Below are 16,249 nucleotides of genomic sequence, written 5' to 3' on the forward strand. Positions count from 1 at the left end.
TACCTGTACTACGGCAGCGGACACCTGCACCAAATCAGCCTCGACGGCGAAGTCATAACCGACATCGAACGCGACAAACTGCACCGAGAAATCCAAAGGACGCAGGGCAGCATCAGCAGCCTGTACGACTACGACCCCATGGGTCGTCTGAAAAGCCAGCGTACCGTCCGGAGCGGCACACAAACGCTTCACGGCAAACAAAACCCGCTGGCCGGCGGCGCCGTCAACCGCCGCTACGCCTACGACAAAGCCGGCAACCTGATTCAAAGCGCCGACCAAAGAAGCGGCGTCCTTAATTACGTTTACGACAAAATCGGACGCATTCAGGAAGCCCGCAACAGCCAAACCGGCCGCAGCGAAACCTTCGCCTTCGACCCCGCCCACAACATCCTCGACATCCCGACATCTACTCCCTCTCCCGTGGGAGAGGGTCGGGGAGAGGGCAAAACGACCGCCCCGATTTCAGACGACCTCCAAACTCAAGGTCGTCTGAAATCACCTGCCAACCCCAACCTTATCAGCGGAAACCGCCTCAAAGAATACAACGGCATCGAATACACCTACGACGCCTTGGGCAACCTGATCTACCGCCAGCTGCCTAATGGCGAAAACCAATATTACCAATACGATTTAGAAAACCAGCTCGTCCGCGCCGAAATCAAAAAGCCCGCCGGCAATACTGAGATTTGGACATACGCCTACGACCCGTTCGGACGACGCCTCTCCAAAGAGCGCCAAGACAAACTCGTCTGGACGAGTACCGATCCGAAACGCACCCACTTCGTTTGGGACGGCAGCCGCCTATTGCAGGAGTACACCTACAAAGGCAGCTATACCTATATCTATACCGACCAAGACAGCTACGAACCCTTAGCCCAAGTCTTTCACAACAACCAAGACGAAGAACAATACCTCGCCTATTTCCACAACGACCAAATCGGCATTCCAAAAGAAATGACCGATATCCATGGTAATCTCTTATGGTACGGCGAATACACCGCCTGGGGTCGTCTGAAAAAGGACGGGCGGGTTTACAAGGATGCGCATCAGCCGTTCAGACTTCAAAACCAGTATTATGATTCTGAAACAGGACTCCACTATAACTATTTCCGCTATTACGATTCAGACACAGGACGTTTTGTAAGCCAAGACGTGATAGGTTTGGTAGGAGGAGAAAATTTCTATCAATTTTCCCCCAATACACAAAGTTGGATTGATCCTTTAGGACTCAAAGAACTTTATTATCTTGTTGCAAGAAAAGATGGTTTTTACCCTGTAATGGAATGGGGTAAACGTAAGCCTGTGGGTAAGATATGGTTGAAAAAAGGAGATATTTGGAAAATTGGGGAAACAAAAAATATTGTAAAAGGTGTTCAGCGTCGGTATTCTCAAAAATGGTTAGATAGAAATAATTTAAAATATATAAGAGTCATGAAGGGACCTAAGAAGGCTATGCAACGTTGGGAAAGGTTGAAAATTATTAAATATATTAAGAGAAGGGGTAAATTACCAGCGGGAAATAAATGTAAGCATTAGTTTTATTTTGTTTTTAAGATAAGGAGATGAATATGGAAATACGAACTACGAGTGACTCTCCAAAATGGAGTAAAGTTAGTATATTAGATAGCGAAATAGAGAATGGCTTACAGCCTATTCTGAAAAAATATACTGAATTTCCTTTTGATTTAGTGTTATGTTTCAGGTGTTTAGAAAAAGATAGCGGCTGGAAATCTAAATCTCGATATTCAAAAGAAGATAATTATAATGCCCTTGGATTTGACATTGTTGTTTATGAAGAAGATTTTATACCCATTAAAAAAGATATAGATGCACAAAGAAAGATACTAGGTAAGGAGTTTTATCGATATTTTTTTGAAACCATGAAGAAAAAAGAAAGACAATTTCCTATACTTAAAAAAATTAACCCTAATTTCTTATATGATGTTGAAAAATGGTTATTGGAAAATAAATGGATAGATGCTATTAGTGAATCATAGCAAGCCGTAGCCCGGACAAAACCTTCAGTCCTGACGTAGGGTGTGTGCGGTAAGCACGCACGCGGTTTCTGTTTTTCAGACGACCTCACTATCTTCTTTGAGGTCGTCTGAAACATTTGTTCTTTAACAATCTCATTAGCAGTTGACATAGAGGTCGTCTGAAAACCAACTTTCAGACGGCCTTTGTTGCACCGTACTTAGGACTTAAAGAACTTTACTACTTAACAGCTGCTAACGATGGTTTCTATCCTGTAATGGAATGGGGTAAGCGTAAGCCTGTAGGTAAGGTTTGGTTGAAAAAAGGAGATATTTGGAAAATTGGAGAAACACGGAATGTTAAGAATGGGATTCAAAGACGATATTCTCAAGCATGGCTGCGAAGAAATGATTTGATATATAAAAGAGTGATGAAGGGACCTAAAATTAAGATGAGAATATGGGAGCGTCTAAAAATTCTTAAATATATTAAACGAAGAGGAAAATTACCCCCTGGTAATAAATGTAAACATTAATAAAAGGAAAGAATATGTTATTTGCAACATGTGATTATCCATCGTGGACAAAAGTAGATAAAATTTGTGATGAATTTTATGGAGTAGAACCAATTATTAAAAAGTATCCTATACCATTTTCTATCGGGTTTTGTTTTAGATGCTTGGAGAAGGATAGTGGTTGGAAATCAAAGTCTAGATTTTCTAAAAAGGATAATGATTTGGGATTTGATATTGTCGTATATGAGGAGGATTTTATTCCTATTAAGAAAGATATTAATGCTCAAAAAAAAATTATTGGAACTGAATTCAAAGATTACTTTTTTGATATAATGAAAAAATATGAAAAAAAGTTCCCAGAATTAAAGGAAATTAATCCTAAGTTTCTTTTAGAAATAGAAAAATGGCTCATCGAAAATCAATGGATTGAACCTATTGAACAAGCGTAGGTTAGTTTGAAGCCAACCAAAGTTTAAGGTCGTCTGAAAACAACTTTCAGACGACCTTTAATATGTGGTAGTTTAATTACTATGCCTATGACGCATTTAGTAACCTGATTTACCACTAAATCAGCATATCAAGAGAGATGACCGACATCCACGGCAATCTGTTGTGGTACGGCGAATACACCGCATGGGGTCGTCTGAAAAAAGATGAGCGCGTCTATCGGAATGCTCATCAGCCGTTCCGACTGCAAAACCAGTACTTCGATGAAGAGACCGGGCTGCACTATAATTTTTTCCGTTACTATGAACCTGATATGGGTCATTTCATCAATCAAGATCCAATTGGGTTGTTTGGTGGAGATAATCTATATTTATTTGGTAATCAAGTATTGGATTTTATCGATCCACTTGGTTTAAAAATTTATGGCCATAGAAAAACGGAACATTTAGGAAAAAACCTGGACCGAAATCCAAGAAGAAAAGCGCGGGTAAAGGGGAATGTATCCAAAATAAAAAAGATGGTGATGCTCGCGAAGCCTTACATAAAAAAGACTTAGATGCCCAATATGGAGCTGACCGTATATTGAGTCAAAAACACTTGAGGAATAAAAAGGGCGAAATTGTCAGCGACCCCTTAACAGGTGAATCTCGTAAGCTTGATTTTGTGATTAAGGGTGCTGGTAAAAATGGTGGGGGGCGTGCTCAAGAAGTTACTAGCAAGACTGCTTCAAAAAGTAGTCAACTTGCAAAAGAAGAAAGGATTAGGGATGTTGGTGGGGTCTATGTCAGAGATGGCAAAAGCTTGGTTCATGTTGACGGAATATCCGAAATTATTAGACTACCTTAGGAGATTATCATGGATATGACATTATTTAATTTTCAGACATTTTGGGAGGCAAACTCTGATGAAGACTATCGTGAAGATATTATCAGAATGTCTATTGCACTTATGACATTTCTTAAAAAGAATGGTTTACTTGTTGATATTGAACCCTTTAATGAGGATGGCTCTATCAAAGAAGATTTGATTATTCGAAAATCAAATGTAACTGATGAAGGATTCCAATTATTTGTTAAACCAGTAAATAATTGGTGGAATGCTTTGGATAGGGGAACTCCTCCCGAGAAAGTTACTATTTTGGAGAATGGGTTGAAAAAAATTCGTGCTGCGAAAAAGTAATTTTATATTTTCAGACGGTCTCAATATCTCTTTTGAGGCCGTCTGAAACATTCGTTCTTTAAAAATTTCTCATTCACGCATTGGGCAACCTGATCTACCGCCAGCTGCCCAATGGCGAAAACCAATATTACCAATACGACCTCGAAAACCAGCTCGTCCGCGCCGAAATCAAAAAGCCCGCAGGCAATACCGAAATCTGGACATACGCCTACGACCCGTTCGGACGACGCCTCTCCAAAGAACGCCAAGACAAACTCGCCTGGACGAGTACCGATCCGAAACGCACCCACTTTGTCTGGGACGGAACGCGATTGCTTCAGGAGTACACCTAACGACCGCTCCGATTTCAGACGACCCCCAAACTCAAGGTCGTCTGAAATCACCTGCCAACCCCAACCTTACCGGCGGCAACCGCCTCAAAGAATACAACGGTATCGAATACACCTACGACGCACTGGGCAACCTGATCTACCGCCAGCTGCCCAATGGTGAAAACCAATATTACCAATACGATTTAGAAAACCAACTCGTCCGCGCCGAAATCAAAAAGCCCTCCGGCAACACCGAGATTTGGACATACGCCTACGACCCGTTCGGCAGAAGGCTTTCCAAAGAACGCCAAGACAAACTCGCCTGGACGAGTACCGACCCCAAACGCACCCACTTCGTCTGGGACGGAACGCGATTACTTCAGGAGTACACCTATAAAGGCAGCTACACCTATATCTATACCGACCAAGACAGCTACGAACCGTTGGCGCAAATCTTTGACAACGCCAAAGACGGCAAACAATACCTCAGCTATTTCCATACTGACCAAATCGGCATACCGCGCGAGATGACCGACATCCACGGCAATCTCTTATGGTACGGCGAATACACCGCCTGGGGTCGTCTGAAAAAGGACGAACGGGTTTACAAGGATGCGCATCAGCCGTTCAGACTGCAAAACCAGTATTATGATGAAGAGACCGGACTGCATTACAACCTGATGCGGTATTACGAGCCTGAGGCGGGGCGGTTTGTGAATCAGGACCCGATTGGACTGTTGGGTGGAGGGGACAATTTTTACAAGTTCGCTGTAAATGCTCAAGGTTGGATTGATCCATTGGGCCTTTCTCGTAATAGGTTGGCTACAGTAGGAAAAACACCATCAAAAGTAAGTTGTAGAAATCAGTAGCGTTGTTTACAGTATTTCCAGGAGAATACTGAAACATGAACATGCACAAAAACACCCGCCTCACCCCGCACCACCGACAAGCCATTTGGCCGGCCTACACGCAGGGGAAGGAAAGCGTCACCTCCCCGGCACGCCGCTACCAAGTCAGCCGCGTCACCATTTACCGCGCCCTTAAAGCCGCAAGGGCCAAGCTGCTCAAACCGCAAACCAGTACCAACAACCGTTTCAAACAGGCAAAGTACGGAATGAAACGCCTGGCCAAGGTAGAACGCAGCATTCAGGAAAAACTCAAAAAGCAGGCCAAACGCTACAATAAATCCTACCCCGGAGAGCTGGTGCATCTCGACACCAAACGGCTGCCGCTGCTCAAAGGGCAGAAAGTCACCGATAAGCGGGATTACCTGTTTGTCGCCATCGACGATTTCTCAAGGGAGCCATACGCCGCCATTTTGCCGGACAAAACCGCAGACAGCGCCGCCAAGTTTCTGACCGAACACCTGATTGATCCCTGCCCATACCTGATTGAGTGCGTTTACTCCGACAACGGTACGGAATACAAAGGCTCGGCCAACCATGCTTTCGGTGTAGCCTGTTACGAGAACGGGATTGGTCAAAAGTTTACCCGGGTTGCCCGTCCGCAGACCAACGGTAAGGCGGAGCGGGTTATCCGTACCCTGATGGAGATGTGGCATGAGAAACAGTCGTTTGAGAGTCCGGAACATCGGCAAAAGGAGTTGTGCCGCTTTGTTAATTTTTATAACACTGTGAAGCCGCACCGCAGTCTGAACGGCGATACGCCGTTTGAGGTCTTGCAGGCTTATTTTTCTCAACCTGTGGTGTAAACAACGCAACGATTTTCTACAATTAAGGGGGTATTTGGGTAAAATTAGGCGCAATTAGGGGCGAAAACAGCCGAAAACCTGTTTTTGGGTTTCGGCTGTCGGGGGAAGGGCCTTTTTGCAAAGGTCTCAATATGCAGCAAACCCTACCGCAAACGCTACGGCAGCACATGGACCGGGGGCAAAGTGCCCGACCGCGTCGGCATAGAAAACCGACCTGCTATCGTCGACCGGAAAACCCGCATCGGCGATTGGGAGGCCGACACCATCATCGGCAAAAATCAGAAAAGCGCGTTATTGACCTTGGTCGAACGCGTTACCCGCTACACCATCATCTGCAAATTAAAGAACTTAAAAGCCGAAGACACTGCCCGGGCGGCCATCAGGGTATTAAAGGCATATAAAGCCAGAGTCCACACCATCACCATGGATGACGGCAAAGAGTTCTGCCAACACACCAAAATAGCCAAAGCATTGAAGGCGGAAACCTATTTTTGCCGCCCTTACCATTCTTGGGAGAAAGGGCTGAATGAGAACACCAACGGACTCATCCGGCAATATTTCCCCAAACAGACCGATTTCCGAACATCAGCGGTCGGAAGATACGCAGGGTTCAAGATGAGTTGAACCACCGGCCGAGAAAAACACTTGGCTGCGAAACGCCAAGTGTTTTATTCTTAAATCTGTTCCAACCACCGGTACCCTAGTGTTGCACTTGAAATCCGAATCCAAGGTGGCGAACTGTTCGATAGCTTTTTCAGCTACCTACAAATTCTCGTTTAACTTGTCGCCGCCAAATTCAGGGTCTGCGCGTGAAGCCGCTTCCCATTCTGAGCTTGCTTTTTCAACGGCTTTGATTTGTTGCTGCGCCAAATGCGGGGCAATTTTGCCCAAGATGATGTCAGCCTTTTCTTGGGATAAACCGGCTTCTTTGGCTGCTTCGGCGTAAAGATTGATGGTCTCTTCGTCAAACTCCATACCTTCGGCGGCTTGAAGTCGTACTTTTCAGGAACTTCAGATTCGGAGTCTGCATTTTGTTCGTCCTGATTGCCTTCGTGGTCTTCAGGTGGTGGGGCATTGCCCTGATTGCCTATTGTATCAAGCAAGGTTTGTCCTGTTTGATTTTGCGGCTCAACTCCGGATTCTGCGCCCGATGTTTCGTTTTCTGCGCCTTGCTGGTCCTCAATACTCATTGTTGCCCTCTTCGGTTAGAATCAAATGAAAATTTGAGGTCGGTTGGACATTGCTTAACAGCTTCAAGCCCATATTCCGCCTGCCTTCGTTAAATGCGGCGATTGACTGGCTTTCGTGAAATGTTGAACGCCATACACCAGCATCTTCTAAAAGGTGGCGAACGATGCGCCGACCACGCTTTTCTGACATAAGCCATTCAAAGTCTGCCTTTTTCTGCTCTTCCAGCAGGCTGTCTTTTCTTTTTTTGGCTTCAAGGTCGTCATGTTTTGTCATTTTATACAGTCATCCTTTTATTATATGCAGACTAATATTCGTCATCAGACAGGCTTTGAGCCTGTGCTAAAGATGGGGCAATTACTGCGCCTTGCTCCATTTGCTGAAGTTGTTGCGCTTGCGCCTGTTGCTCCATGCGCTGCTGGCGAATTGCTGCCACTTCTTCAGGGTTCATCAAGATGCGCGGGTCAATACCCAGTGAATCGGCGTATATCTCCGCCCACTTGTCGCCGTTGAAGTTGTCTAAAACTTCGGGCTTGACTTGGGCAACCGATGCCAAAGCCCCGACAAATCGGTCAATGCCATTCACGCCGATGGCACGCTGCGCCTGCACCAAGATGGAAACAAGGACAACATTTATATCTTGGTCGGCTATCGCGTCAGGCAGCGGCGGTAAAATCCCTGCGCGAACCATTGCATCAAATGTAATTTCAATGAGTGGGTCAATAAGCTCATTTTGCAGACGCTCAAGCACCGGCCCCAATATCAACATCTTTTCTTCATGACGCTCCGCCACTTCGGTGGCGGTCATGTTTTGCGATTGCTGGGATACCATCAAAAACAGGTCGGCATAAAATGCGGACTGGACACGCTGGCGAACATCGGCAATATCTTCAAGCAGATGGTTTAAATCTATCCGTACAGCAAAAGCGGAGCGGATGGTGTCTCCCGTTCCGTTTGAGTCGTGATACAAGATGCCGCCCGGCAAAAAACCTGCCGACTGTGTTTTCATGTCGGTTGGTGCAATGATTGGCGGGTTGACTTGGTAGTCAATGCCTTTGAGTTTGCTGGTTTGATTGAATTGAAGCTGCTTGATGTCGCCAAGCGCGGTCATCGCAGGGCTGTTGCCGTACACATTGTTGTCGGTGATGTCCCATCTTGGGCAAACAGCGGGGAAACGAAGGAACCCGGATTCTCGCAAAATCTTTCCTTCTTCTGCGCCTGTCTCGATATACACCGACTTGTACGGCATATTTTTCGAGTCTTTACGCGCTGAATCTCTGTCTCGGCGCGGCTCGATTGCATGGATGATTTTCACTTTCGCATCGTATTTGCCGTCTTCATAATTTTTCCGAGTCGCGTCGCTGACATTCTCAATGCCAAACTCTTCAACCGTTTCACCGACGGTTTTTTCAAATTCGCGGTAAATCGTATCGATTTCACCACGCCAGTTTGAGGCAACGGCATATTCTCCGATTGTCAGCGGGTAGCATCTGATTACATCTTCATAGTCGGGAAGAATGATGCAGGCAGCCGTACCAAATGCCGCCAACTCCTCGTACATCGAATGAAGCGAGCCATAGATATTGCTGCGCTGAAAAACAGACAACATCATGCTCTCGACTTTTGACAGCTACTCCTTTACTTCATGGTACTGGTTCATTTCGTCATCGTGCATGGCTAGCTTGAACCACGGGCGAGAAGGGGAGGTTAGCCCGCCCATCAGACCGGCAGAAAGTATTTTCAATGCGCGGATCGGAGTATTGTCGTAAATCTTGTTATGCTTCTTGCGCCGGTTATTTGAATCACCGTCAATAAATCGACCATTTCGCGGCAGGATGTTTTCTGAAATTTCCCGCCAATGGCTAATCCATGATGTACGCTCGGTCTTTAAAGATTCCCATCGGCGGTGTATTTTTTTGCGTTGCTCTTCCATCATGTCAAATACCCATCAAATGCCCAGTAAAGTCTGCTTACCAAGCTTCAGGCTGTTTGGGTCAATACCTGATGCGCCTGTCAGCATAGTTGAACCTGCGCCGCCTGCTGCTTGCTGTTGTTGGCTTAAAACAGACTGCGCATCAGTTTTTTTCTGATTGGCTTTGTTGGTTTCGATGTCCGCCTGAGCTTGCGCATTACGCGCATTTTCTTTTGCCTGATTGGCGGCGGACTTATTCGCCTTGTCTTGTTTGTTTGCTTGGTATAGTGATGCGCCGACGCCAGCCACGCTGGCTACGCTGGCTGCCACCAATGCGATTGGAACTGCTGCTGGCATATTACAAACCTTTCTGAAATATAATTTCTTCTTGTTGGAAGTGAAGCCGCTCCAGCAACTTGGCAAAATTGCTGTTCGGCTTTGCGTGGTATAGGACTTTTTTTGCGCCTGCCGCTTTGGCGGCTGCTTCAAAATCGCGCATCAGCTTCAGCCCCGCTCGACCTTTGCGATGAGACGGGTGAATGAAAAGCAGGTCGTGTTGCGCTATCAGTTGCTCGTAATGCGGATGGCGGGAAAGGAAACCTGATACATACCCGACAATCTCACCATCTGCTATGGCAGCAAAGGCAATAATTCCGCCTTGCTCTTCCAATATTTGATAGGTCTGAATATCCAATTCGGGCGGACGGTCTGAAAAATCAGATTCCGTCTCCTGCCAGTGCATTACCGACAGTCTGCGCGTCTCATCGAAATGCTCAGATATTTTCACCGGCACGATTTCAATCATAAAAAAATCCCATTAACGAATAATGGGATTGTATTTCTTGGAACGGCGATTATATGCAGACCTAGTGTATTTGATTGGCTGTTAAAATGTCAGAAAGCCGCCTGATGACTAGGCGGCTTGGGATGATGGAAATTACTTGTATGGAAGGATTATTGTTGTGGCAGGTTTTGGCATGGTGTCCCATTTCTGTCCCTGTATATCATAACTATATGATTTATTTGATATTTATGGTGCGGACGGAGAGACTCGAACTCTCACACCTCTCGGCGCCAGAACCTAAATCTGGTGCGTCTACCAATTTCGCCACGTCCGCGTGATGAAACCGAAGATTATACACAAAGTATCCTGCTCTGCAAACAATCTTTGGCTTGAAATTGCTTTATTCTGACCGATATAATGGCAGGTCGGTTATCTGCCGGAACACACTAATATCAAAGAGGAACATCATGCCTGTTTTACTGATTCAGGATTTTTTACAGACACAGGGTTTGAAGCTGTCTTCAGACGACCTCCGTATTGCTTATCTGACCGCAAAGACGGTGATGGATATGGGCAATGCTTCGATTGACCGCTCGGTTTTGTGGCGTGAGGAAGACGGCTGGAAGCTGGCAGACCATATTGAAGAAACGCCAGAAAACGAAACTTTGCTCAAACAGGTTTTCATGGCTTTGGATTCGGTATTCAGCCGTGCAACAGCCGTCAAGAGCGCGGCGGTTTACATCCACCTTCCGGGCGAACCGCATGCAAGGCTGGTTCGTATCGCAGCACAAGGCGAGCCTTTGGAGAACCTGCTGGCGGTTCATGAAGAAAACGGTACGGTTTACCTTGCCTGCCGTACGGCGCAAAGCGGTTGGATGAATATTGCCAACGATATAGCTTATTGGCTTTCGCTGGACGAAATCCAAGGCAGCCGGAACGAGGGCAGCGGAAGCCAGTTGTCCATCCCTGTGGCAACGCAAAACGGCACGGTTTTGGGCGTGGTTCACGTTGAATTTGCCGATAAAGATCAAGCCGATGACGCAGCCCAAACAGATTGGTCGGCGCTGGCGTTGGCACTTGCCGAGCCGCTGAAAGCATTGGCAGGCATCGAAGACAAGGAAGAAGAACATGAATAATACCTTGAAATTCGTTGCTTCCTGCCGCCTGCCGACCGAATGGGGCGACTTCACTATGCACGGTTTTGAAGAACCGAGCGGACAAGAACACATCGCCTTGACGATGGGCGATTTTTCAGACGACCTCCCCGTCCTGACCCGCATTCACTCTGAATGCTTGACCGGCGATGCGCTGTTTTCCAAAAAATGCGACTGCGGTCCTCAGCTTGAAGCGGCGATGAAAGCGGTTCAACAAGAAGGGCGCGGCGTGATCGTTTACCTTCGTCAAGAAGGGCGCGGCATCGGTTTAATCAACAAAATCCGTGCCTATAAGCTTCAAGACGAAGGGATGGATACGGTCGAAGCCAACCTCGCACTCGGACTGCCCGTTGACGCACGCGACTTTACGCTTGCCAAGCAAATCTACGACCATCTGAATATCCGCGCCGTCAAGCTGTTGACCAACAATCCTGAAAAAATTCAAACGTTGAAAGATGCAGGCATCAATGTCGTCGAACGTATTCCGCTCCATGTCGGCGAGAATGCGGAAAACGAACGTTATCTGCACACCAAAGCCGATAAATTGGGGCATATGATTTTTGATTGAGGGCAGGCGGGCGTATTTCCCGCCTTTTTTCGTTTTCAGACGACCTTTTCCCAATCCGTATCCCGATATTGTTATAATCCGATCTGTCCGGACCAACCACCGATTTATATCCATATGAACACCTTCATCCTACCCGACACACGCCCTTATCCGCAGACTCCGGTTAAAAACCATTTACTGATAAACGCCTCCCTGCTCGCACACGGCACGACCGCCGCAACCCGCAAGATTGCTGTGGGGCAGTTGCAAACCGAAATCCGCAGCCAGCTTCATCAAAACTACTACGTCAACCTGTCCGTCGCTATGACCATGGCGCCCGATGTAGAGACTTACAACGCGCTGATGCAGAGCATCAACCAAGTGTTATCCGCCGAAAACGACGATGAAGCCCAATGGTTTGCCCTGCCCGTCGTCATCGTCGCCGGCTGCAAACAGGAGCGATCGCTGTCCCTGACGCTGCCTACCGAGGCGCTGACCGCCTGCCTGTCCAACTATCCCCACTTGCGCGCCTTAACGCAAAACGCCCAATGGCTGCCCTTCCTCGCCCATTCAGACGACCTGAGCGGCATCACGCCCGAACAGTGGTGGAAGGCGAAACAAAACAGCGAATCCGCCGCCGCGTTCCTGCAAACCTTTGAAGACAAACCGCTGATTTGCCCCGAAGGACAGTCCGTCCACGTCGTTTACGCGCTGGGCTACGGCGACAAAAACCTGCAAACCGCCTTGGGCGTCAACCTGCAACAGGCAGGCCTGCCGCTGATGCAGGTTTGGCAGGAAAGCCTTGCCGCCGCCGGCGTTACCCTCTTCACCAATCCGCTGTCTCCGAACACCCCGCTCCAAGCCCTGACCGACGGCAGCCACACCCGTCAGCGCATGGCGATGGACGTGTTCGCCACCAACGCCATCCGCGCCATCCGTATGCAAAGCCCGCGCGTCGGCGTCGTCATCGCCGCAAGGGCGGACGGGCAGATTCTGTTCGGCTTCAACGCGACTGACAGCGCGTTTGAAGTCGTCCCGCAAGTGTTCGTGTGGAACCTTTCGTCTTCCGACAACATCGCCGTCATCCAACACAACTTCCTCGACCTGATGGCGGAATGCCGCGTCGAGCATATCCGCATCCTGCACGACGTTTTGCCGGAAAATGCCGACCTGCCGACCTACGCGCAGTCCCTGTCCCTGGACGGACACAACCCATTCTTCTCCGAACATGCCTAAACCGCCTATGAAAAACCATTCCGTACTCTTCGTCTGCCTCGGCAACATCTGCCGCTCCCCCATGGCGGAATACGTCCTGCGCCACCGCGCCCGCGAAGCAGGCGTAGCCCACCGCGTCCGCACCGACAGCGCAGGCACATCCGGCTGGCACGACGGCGAAAACATGCACCAAGGCACGCGCAAAATCCTCGCCGCCCACGGCATCGACCATCAAGGTTTTACCAGCAGCAAAGTGCGTTCCGAAGATTTTGATGAATTCGACTTCATCATCGCCATGGACGACAACAACCTTGCCGAACTAGAAAAAATGTTCGGCAAACACCCTGACAAAATCTTCAAACTCACCGACCTTATCCCCGAAAGCGGCTACCGCCACGTCCCCGACCCGTGGTACACCGGCGACTTTGACGAAACCTTCAGACTTGTGGACGCAGGCAGCGTCGCGCTGCTGAAAAAGCTCGGCTTGGTTTGAATCGGTTGACACAACATTTAAAGTTGAACGCAATGCAGTAAGATAAAAGGTCGTCTGAAACCTAAAACTTAGGTTTTAGACGACCTTTTGTTGACGAGATGGCTGGGGTAGGGCGGCTAAATGAGAGATAAACACTACCGTAGCGCGAGTTCAACCCGTAGCAAACTGACGCTCCTCAACCACCACGGGCAAAGCCCACGCTACACAACGCTACTTCGCCCGCCCATTGCCATACATCAAAAGGTCGTCTGAAAAAAGCCGTTTCCCGCGTTTCAGACGACCCCGCCGCCGCGAAAAGCGTATACTTTCCTTATCGCAACCAAGGAGCCGAATCATGAAAATCCTGCCCGTCCTGACCGCCGCGCTGCTCTTGTGTTCCTGCGCTGCCGACCGTGAAACCGAAGCCCTGAAAAACAGCCTGTCCGAAGCGCAAACTGCCGTGCGCCTTTCCGCCGAAAACACCAAGCGTCTGGAAGGCACCTATTCCGATATCTACTTCCACCTCGACAGCCTGACCGTCGAGAGCTTCAAAAAACGCGTCGCCAACGGAGACACCGTTTACGCCTACATCGGCCGCCCGAGCTGCGGCGACTGCAACGCCTTCGAGCCCATGTTCAAACGCTACATCGCCAGCCGCAACCTGAACGGCAAAATCTACTTCGTCAACGTCCACCGCCTGCATCAAGACAAAGAAGCATGGACCGCGTTCCGCCAACAATACAAACTCGGCGGCACGCCCGTCCTAGCGAAATACAGCAAAGGCAAACAAATCAACAAACTTGATTTGGAAGAAAACGGCGGCAAAATCAGCGCCGAAGACTTGGAGAAATGGCTGGACGCAAACAGCTTGCGGTAAACAGCCTGTTTGGGATTGCACCGTTTGAGGGTTAGAGATTTTGCGGAGGGATGAAGAGAGGTCGTCTGAAAATGGGATTTTGGTTTCAGACGACCTTTTATTACATCAACAATCTTGTTCCTTCCCCCGTCCGGCGGGGGAAGGTTAGGATGGGGGTGGCTTTGTGGTTTTAAGCAAAATCAAATTCGTGCAGCCCATAGAGCCACCCTCTCCCCTGCCCTCTCCCGCCGGATGGGAGAGGGGGCATGCTGCAAGTCGCAGCATAAATTTCTGCCCAACTACCGTCATTCCCGCGCAGGCGGGAATCTACTTTTAAATCTCGGCAACTGTTTTTCAAACATCAGTTTCTTAGAATTTCCGATGAATTCCCGTCGTAACCTGTCCTCGCGTAGGCAGGGGCGGGAATGACAACAGTAGAGGTGTTTAATGTGGTTTGTTCATAAGAAAAGGTCGTCTGAAAACCTTTAAATCAGGTTTTCAGACGACCTTTTGTCTTGGCTTCAGATGTTATTTCTTCAATTCCGCCAAGATCTCGTCAACGGTTTTCTTCGCGTCGCCGAAGCACATTACGCTGTTTTCGTTGAAGAACAGCGGATTTTGTACGCCTGCGTAGCCGGTATTCATCGAGCGTTTGAAGACGACGACTTCTTTTGCCTTCCACACTTCCAACACGGGCATACTGGCGATCGGGCTGTTCGGATCAGTTTGGGCGGCGGGGTTGACGGTGTCGTTCGCGCCGATGACCAGCACTACGTCGGTTTCGGGGAAGTCGTCGTTGATTTCGTCCATTTCCAAAACGATGTCGTAGGGGACTTTGGCTTCGGCGAGCAGTACGTTCATGTGACCGGGTAGGCGGCCGGCGACGGGGTGGATGCCGAAGCGTACTTCAGTGCCGTTTTTACGCAAAAGCTCGGTGATTTCGGCAACGGGGTATTGTGCCTGCGCCACTGCCATGCCGTAGCCCGGGGTGATGATGACGCTGTGGGCGTTTTTGAGCATTTCGGCGACTTCGGCGGGTTTGGCTTCGCGGTATTCGCCGACTTCTTGGCTGCCGGAGGCTGCGGCGGAACCGTCGGTACCGAAACCGCCTGCGATGACGGAGATGAAGGAGCGGTTCATGGCTTTACACATGATGTAGGACAGAATCGCGCCGCTGGAGCCGACCAGCGCGCCGGTAACGATGAGCAGGTCGTTGGAGAGCATAAAGCCTGCCGCTGCGGCCGCCCAGCCGGAGTAGGAGTTCAGCATGGACACGACCACGGGCATATCCGCGCCGCCGATGGAGGCGACCAAGTGCCAGCCGAATGCGAGGGCGATCAGGGTCATCAGGATGAGGATGAAGCCGCTGCCGTCAACGGATACGAACACCAGCATCAGGATAAAGGATAAAACCAATGCGGCGAGGTTGAGCTTGTGTTTGGCGGGCAGTTGTAGCGGCGCGCTGCTGATTTTGCCGTTGAGCTTGCCGAATGCGACCAGCGAGCCGGTAAAGGTTACGGCGCCGATAAAGATGCCCAAATACACTTCGACCAGATGGATGGTGTGCATATCGTGCGAAACGTTGCCCGGCTCGATATAGCTGTTGAAACCGACCAATACGGCTGCCAAGCCGACGAAGCTGTGCAGAAGTGCAATCAGTTCGGGCATTTCGGTCATTTCTACTTTTTTGGCTTTGTAGATGCCGATGGCGGCGCCAATCAGCATGGCGATGATGATCCAGCCCAGTCCGTGGGTGTTTTCGGAAAACACGGTAACGAACAAGGCGACTGCCATCCCGGCGACGCCGGAATAACAGCCTTGCTTGGCGGTTTCCTGCTTGGACAGCCCCGCCAGCGAAAAGATGAACAGTATCGCGGCTACGATGTACGCCGCTGTAACGAGTCCTGAAGACATGGTGATTCTCCAATTATTTGTGAAAGTAAATGTGTTTGGAAATTAGAGGGTCGTCTGGACAATGGTTTCAG

General features: G+C 48.9%; 17 protein-coding genes, 1 tRNA gene and 5 pseudogenes. 16 read left to right on the forward strand and 7 right to left on the reverse strand.

Translation table 11 applies throughout. From position 1 onward, the window contains the following. Positions 1 to 138: 138 nt before the first annotated feature. From RSJ68_02275 to RSJ68_02325, 11 genes and pseudogenes are all read left to right on the forward strand, one after another. Entirely contained in the window at positions 139 to 1,536 is a 1,398-nt protein-coding gene (locus RSJ68_02275) for an RHS repeat-associated core domain-containing protein (protein WNU98333.1), read from the forward strand. A 32-nt stretch (positions 1,537 to 1,568) separates the two neighbouring features. Beyond that, the gene (locus RSJ68_02280; GenBank protein ID WNU97607.1) at positions 1,569 to 1,997 is read left to right on the forward strand and encodes a hypothetical protein; all 429 of its coding nucleotides are present in this window, start codon (positions 1,569 to 1,571) and stop codon (positions 1,995 to 1,997) included. 254 nt (positions 1,998 to 2,251) lie between these two features. Further along, positions 2,252 to 2,509 (forward strand): hypothetical protein, encoded by a 258-nt coding sequence (locus RSJ68_02285; GenBank protein ID WNU97608.1) that lies wholly within the window; start codon positions 2,252 to 2,254, stop codon positions 2,507 to 2,509. Between the two features lie 14 nt (positions 2,510 to 2,523). Then, a complete protein-coding gene (locus RSJ68_02290) occupies positions 2,524 to 2,937 on the forward strand; it encodes a hypothetical protein (GenBank protein WNU97609.1) in 414 nt (137 codons plus the stop codon). Between the two features lie 131 nt (positions 2,938 to 3,068). Further along, a pseudogene (locus RSJ68_02295) lies at positions 3,069 to 3,350 on the forward strand (RHS repeat-associated core domain-containing protein). A 167-nt stretch (positions 3,351 to 3,517) separates the two neighbouring features. Beyond that, complete coding sequence (locus RSJ68_02300; GenBank protein WNU97610.1) at positions 3,518 to 3,781, forward strand: hypothetical protein; 264 nt, start codon at positions 3,518 to 3,520, stop codon at positions 3,779 to 3,781. Between the two features lie 9 nt (positions 3,782 to 3,790). Further along, on the forward strand, positions 3,791 to 4,114 hold the full coding sequence (locus tag RSJ68_02305) for a DNA polymerase III (protein ID WNU97611.1): 324 nt from the start codon (positions 3,791 to 3,793) through the stop codon (positions 4,112 to 4,114). Between the two features lie 77 nt (positions 4,115 to 4,191). Beyond that, positions 4,192 to 4,443 (forward strand): annotated as a pseudogene (locus RSJ68_02310) (type IV secretion protein Rhs). 44 nt (positions 4,444 to 4,487) lie between these two features. After that, positions 4,488 to 5,231, forward strand: a pseudogene (locus RSJ68_02315) (RHS repeat-associated core domain-containing protein). Positions 5,232 to 5,329: 98 nt separating this feature from the next. Further along, complete coding sequence (locus RSJ68_02320) at positions 5,330 to 6,136, forward strand: integrase core domain-containing protein (protein WNU97612.1); 807 nt, start codon at positions 5,330 to 5,332, stop codon at positions 6,134 to 6,136. Between the two features lie 129 nt (positions 6,137 to 6,265). Next, positions 6,266 to 6,840, forward strand: a pseudogene (locus RSJ68_02325) (IS30 family transposase). Positions 6,841 to 6,912: 72 nt separating this feature from the next. On the opposite strand, the gene RSJ68_02330 reads toward RSJ68_02325, so the two are convergent. The 6 genes and pseudogenes from RSJ68_02330 to RSJ68_02355 all read right to left on the reverse strand — a co-directional run bounded on the left by RSJ68_02330 (position 6,913) and on the right by RSJ68_02355 (position 10,354). Then, positions 6,913 to 7,326: a hypothetical protein gene (locus tag RSJ68_02330; GenBank protein ID WNU97613.1), complete on the reverse strand. Its 414-nt coding sequence runs from the start codon at positions 7,324 to 7,326 to the stop codon at positions 6,913 to 6,915. Next, positions 7,316 to 7,600, reverse strand: coding sequence for a hypothetical protein (locus tag RSJ68_02335; protein WNU97614.1), 285 nt, complete (start codon positions 7,598 to 7,600; stop codon positions 7,316 to 7,318). The genes RSJ68_02330 and RSJ68_02335 overlap by 11 nt, the downstream gene beginning before the upstream one ends. Before the next feature lie 31 nt (positions 7,601 to 7,631). Then, positions 7,632 to 9,260, reverse strand: a pseudogene (locus RSJ68_02340) (portal protein). A 12-nt stretch (positions 9,261 to 9,272) separates the two neighbouring features. Next, complete coding sequence (locus tag RSJ68_02345; protein ID WNU97615.1) at positions 9,273 to 9,593, reverse strand: hypothetical protein; 321 nt, start codon at positions 9,591 to 9,593, stop codon at positions 9,273 to 9,275. A 1-nt stretch (position 9,594) separates the two neighbouring features. Then, positions 9,595 to 10,041 carry a GNAT family N-acetyltransferase gene (locus RSJ68_02350; GenBank protein WNU97616.1) on the reverse strand — a complete coding sequence of 149 codons (447 nt, stop codon included), beginning with the start codon at positions 10,039 to 10,041 and terminating at the stop codon, positions 9,595 to 9,597. Between the two features lie 228 nt (positions 10,042 to 10,269). Further along, a tRNA-Leu gene (locus RSJ68_02355) sits at positions 10,270 to 10,354 on the reverse strand. 133 nt (positions 10,355 to 10,487) lie between these two features. Between RSJ68_02355 and RSJ68_02360 the strand changes: the two genes are divergently transcribed. The 5 genes from RSJ68_02360 (at position 10,488) to RSJ68_02380 (ending at position 14,285) form a co-directional block, all read left to right on the forward strand. After that, positions 10,488 to 11,156: a hypothetical protein gene (locus RSJ68_02360; GenBank protein WNU97617.1), complete on the forward strand. Its 669-nt coding sequence runs from the start codon at positions 10,488 to 10,490 to the stop codon at positions 11,154 to 11,156. Continuing rightward, positions 11,149 to 11,742 carry a GTP cyclohydrolase II gene (gene ribA, locus RSJ68_02365; protein ID WNU97618.1) on the forward strand — a complete coding sequence of 198 codons (594 nt, stop codon included), beginning with the start codon at positions 11,149 to 11,151 and terminating at the stop codon, positions 11,740 to 11,742. The genes RSJ68_02360 and ribA overlap by 8 nt, the downstream gene beginning before the upstream one ends. A 114-nt stretch (positions 11,743 to 11,856) precedes the next feature. Beyond that, the gene (locus RSJ68_02370; protein WNU97619.1) at positions 11,857 to 12,957 is read left to right on the forward strand and encodes a conjugal transfer protein; all 1,101 of its coding nucleotides are present in this window, start codon (positions 11,857 to 11,859) and stop codon (positions 12,955 to 12,957) included. 7 nt (positions 12,958 to 12,964) lie between these two features. After that, positions 12,965 to 13,429 carry a low molecular weight protein-tyrosine-phosphatase gene (locus tag RSJ68_02375; GenBank protein WNU97620.1) on the forward strand — a complete coding sequence of 155 codons (465 nt, stop codon included), beginning with the start codon at positions 12,965 to 12,967 and terminating at the stop codon, positions 13,427 to 13,429. A gap of 334 nt (positions 13,430 to 13,763) precedes the next feature. Continuing rightward, on the forward strand, positions 13,764 to 14,285 hold the full coding sequence (locus tag RSJ68_02380) for a thioredoxin family protein (protein ID WNU97621.1): 522 nt from the start codon (positions 13,764 to 13,766) through the stop codon (positions 14,283 to 14,285). Positions 14,286 to 14,792: 507 nt separating this feature from the next. On the opposite strand, the gene pntB is transcribed toward RSJ68_02380, so the two are convergent. After that, positions 14,793 to 16,178 carry a Re/Si-specific NAD(P)(+) transhydrogenase subunit beta gene (pntB, locus tag RSJ68_02385; protein WNU97622.1) on the reverse strand — a complete coding sequence of 462 codons (1,386 nt, stop codon included), beginning with the start codon at positions 16,176 to 16,178 and terminating at the stop codon, positions 14,793 to 14,795. Between the last annotated feature and the right edge of the window lie 71 nt (positions 16,179 to 16,249).

Origin of the sequence: Neisseria sp. DTU_2020_1000833_1_SI_GRL_NUU_006 (assembly GCA_032388755.1) — a bacterium.
In the GTDB taxonomy this organism is placed as follows: domain Bacteria; phylum Pseudomonadota; class Gammaproteobacteria; order Burkholderiales; family Neisseriaceae; genus Neisseria; species Neisseria sicca_C.

Bases quoted from the DNA above. Each gene is read 5' to 3' on its own strand.
- RSJ68_02275 (WNU98333.1), top strand. From the start codon at position 139: ATGGGTCGTCTGAAAAGCCAGCGTACCGTCCGGAGCGGCACACAAACG.
- RSJ68_02280 (WNU97607.1), top strand. From the start codon at position 1,569: ATGGAAATACGAACTACGAGTGACTCTCCAAAATGGAGTAAAGTTAGT.
- RSJ68_02285 (WNU97608.1), top strand. From the start codon at position 2,252: ATGGAATGGGGTAAGCGTAAGCCTGTAGGTAAGGTTTGGTTGAAAAAA.
- RSJ68_02290 (WNU97609.1), top strand. From the start codon at position 2,524: ATGTTATTTGCAACATGTGATTATCCATCGTGGACAAAAGTAGATAAA.
- RSJ68_02305 (WNU97611.1), top strand. From the start codon at position 3,791: ATGGATATGACATTATTTAATTTTCAGACATTTTGGGAGGCAAACTCT.
- RSJ68_02320 (WNU97612.1), top strand. From the start codon at position 5,330: ATGAACATGCACAAAAACACCCGCCTCACCCCGCACCACCGACAAGCC.
- RSJ68_02330 (WNU97613.1), bottom strand. From the start codon at position 7,326: ATGAGTATTGAGGACCAGCAAGGCGCAGAAAACGAAACATCGGGCGCA.
- RSJ68_02335 (WNU97614.1), bottom strand. From the start codon at position 7,600: ATGACAAAACATGACGACCTTGAAGCCAAAAAAAGAAAAGACAGCCTG.
- RSJ68_02345 (WNU97615.1), bottom strand. From the start codon at position 9,593: ATGCCAGCAGCAGTTCCAATCGCATTGGTGGCAGCCAGCGTAGCCAGC.
- RSJ68_02350 (WNU97616.1), bottom strand. From the start codon at position 10,041: ATGATTGAAATCGTGCCGGTGAAAATATCTGAGCATTTCGATGAGACG.
- RSJ68_02360 (WNU97617.1), top strand. From the start codon at position 10,488: ATGCCTGTTTTACTGATTCAGGATTTTTTACAGACACAGGGTTTGAAG.
- ribA (WNU97618.1), top strand. From the start codon at position 11,149: ATGAATAATACCTTGAAATTCGTTGCTTCCTGCCGCCTGCCGACCGAA.
- RSJ68_02370 (WNU97619.1), top strand. From the start codon at position 11,857: ATGAACACCTTCATCCTACCCGACACACGCCCTTATCCGCAGACTCCG.
- RSJ68_02375 (WNU97620.1), top strand. From the start codon at position 12,965: ATGAAAAACCATTCCGTACTCTTCGTCTGCCTCGGCAACATCTGCCGC.
- RSJ68_02380 (WNU97621.1), top strand. From the start codon at position 13,764: ATGAAAATCCTGCCCGTCCTGACCGCCGCGCTGCTCTTGTGTTCCTGC.
- pntB (WNU97622.1), bottom strand. From the start codon at position 16,178: ATGTCTTCAGGACTCGTTACAGCGGCGTACATCGTAGCCGCGATACTG.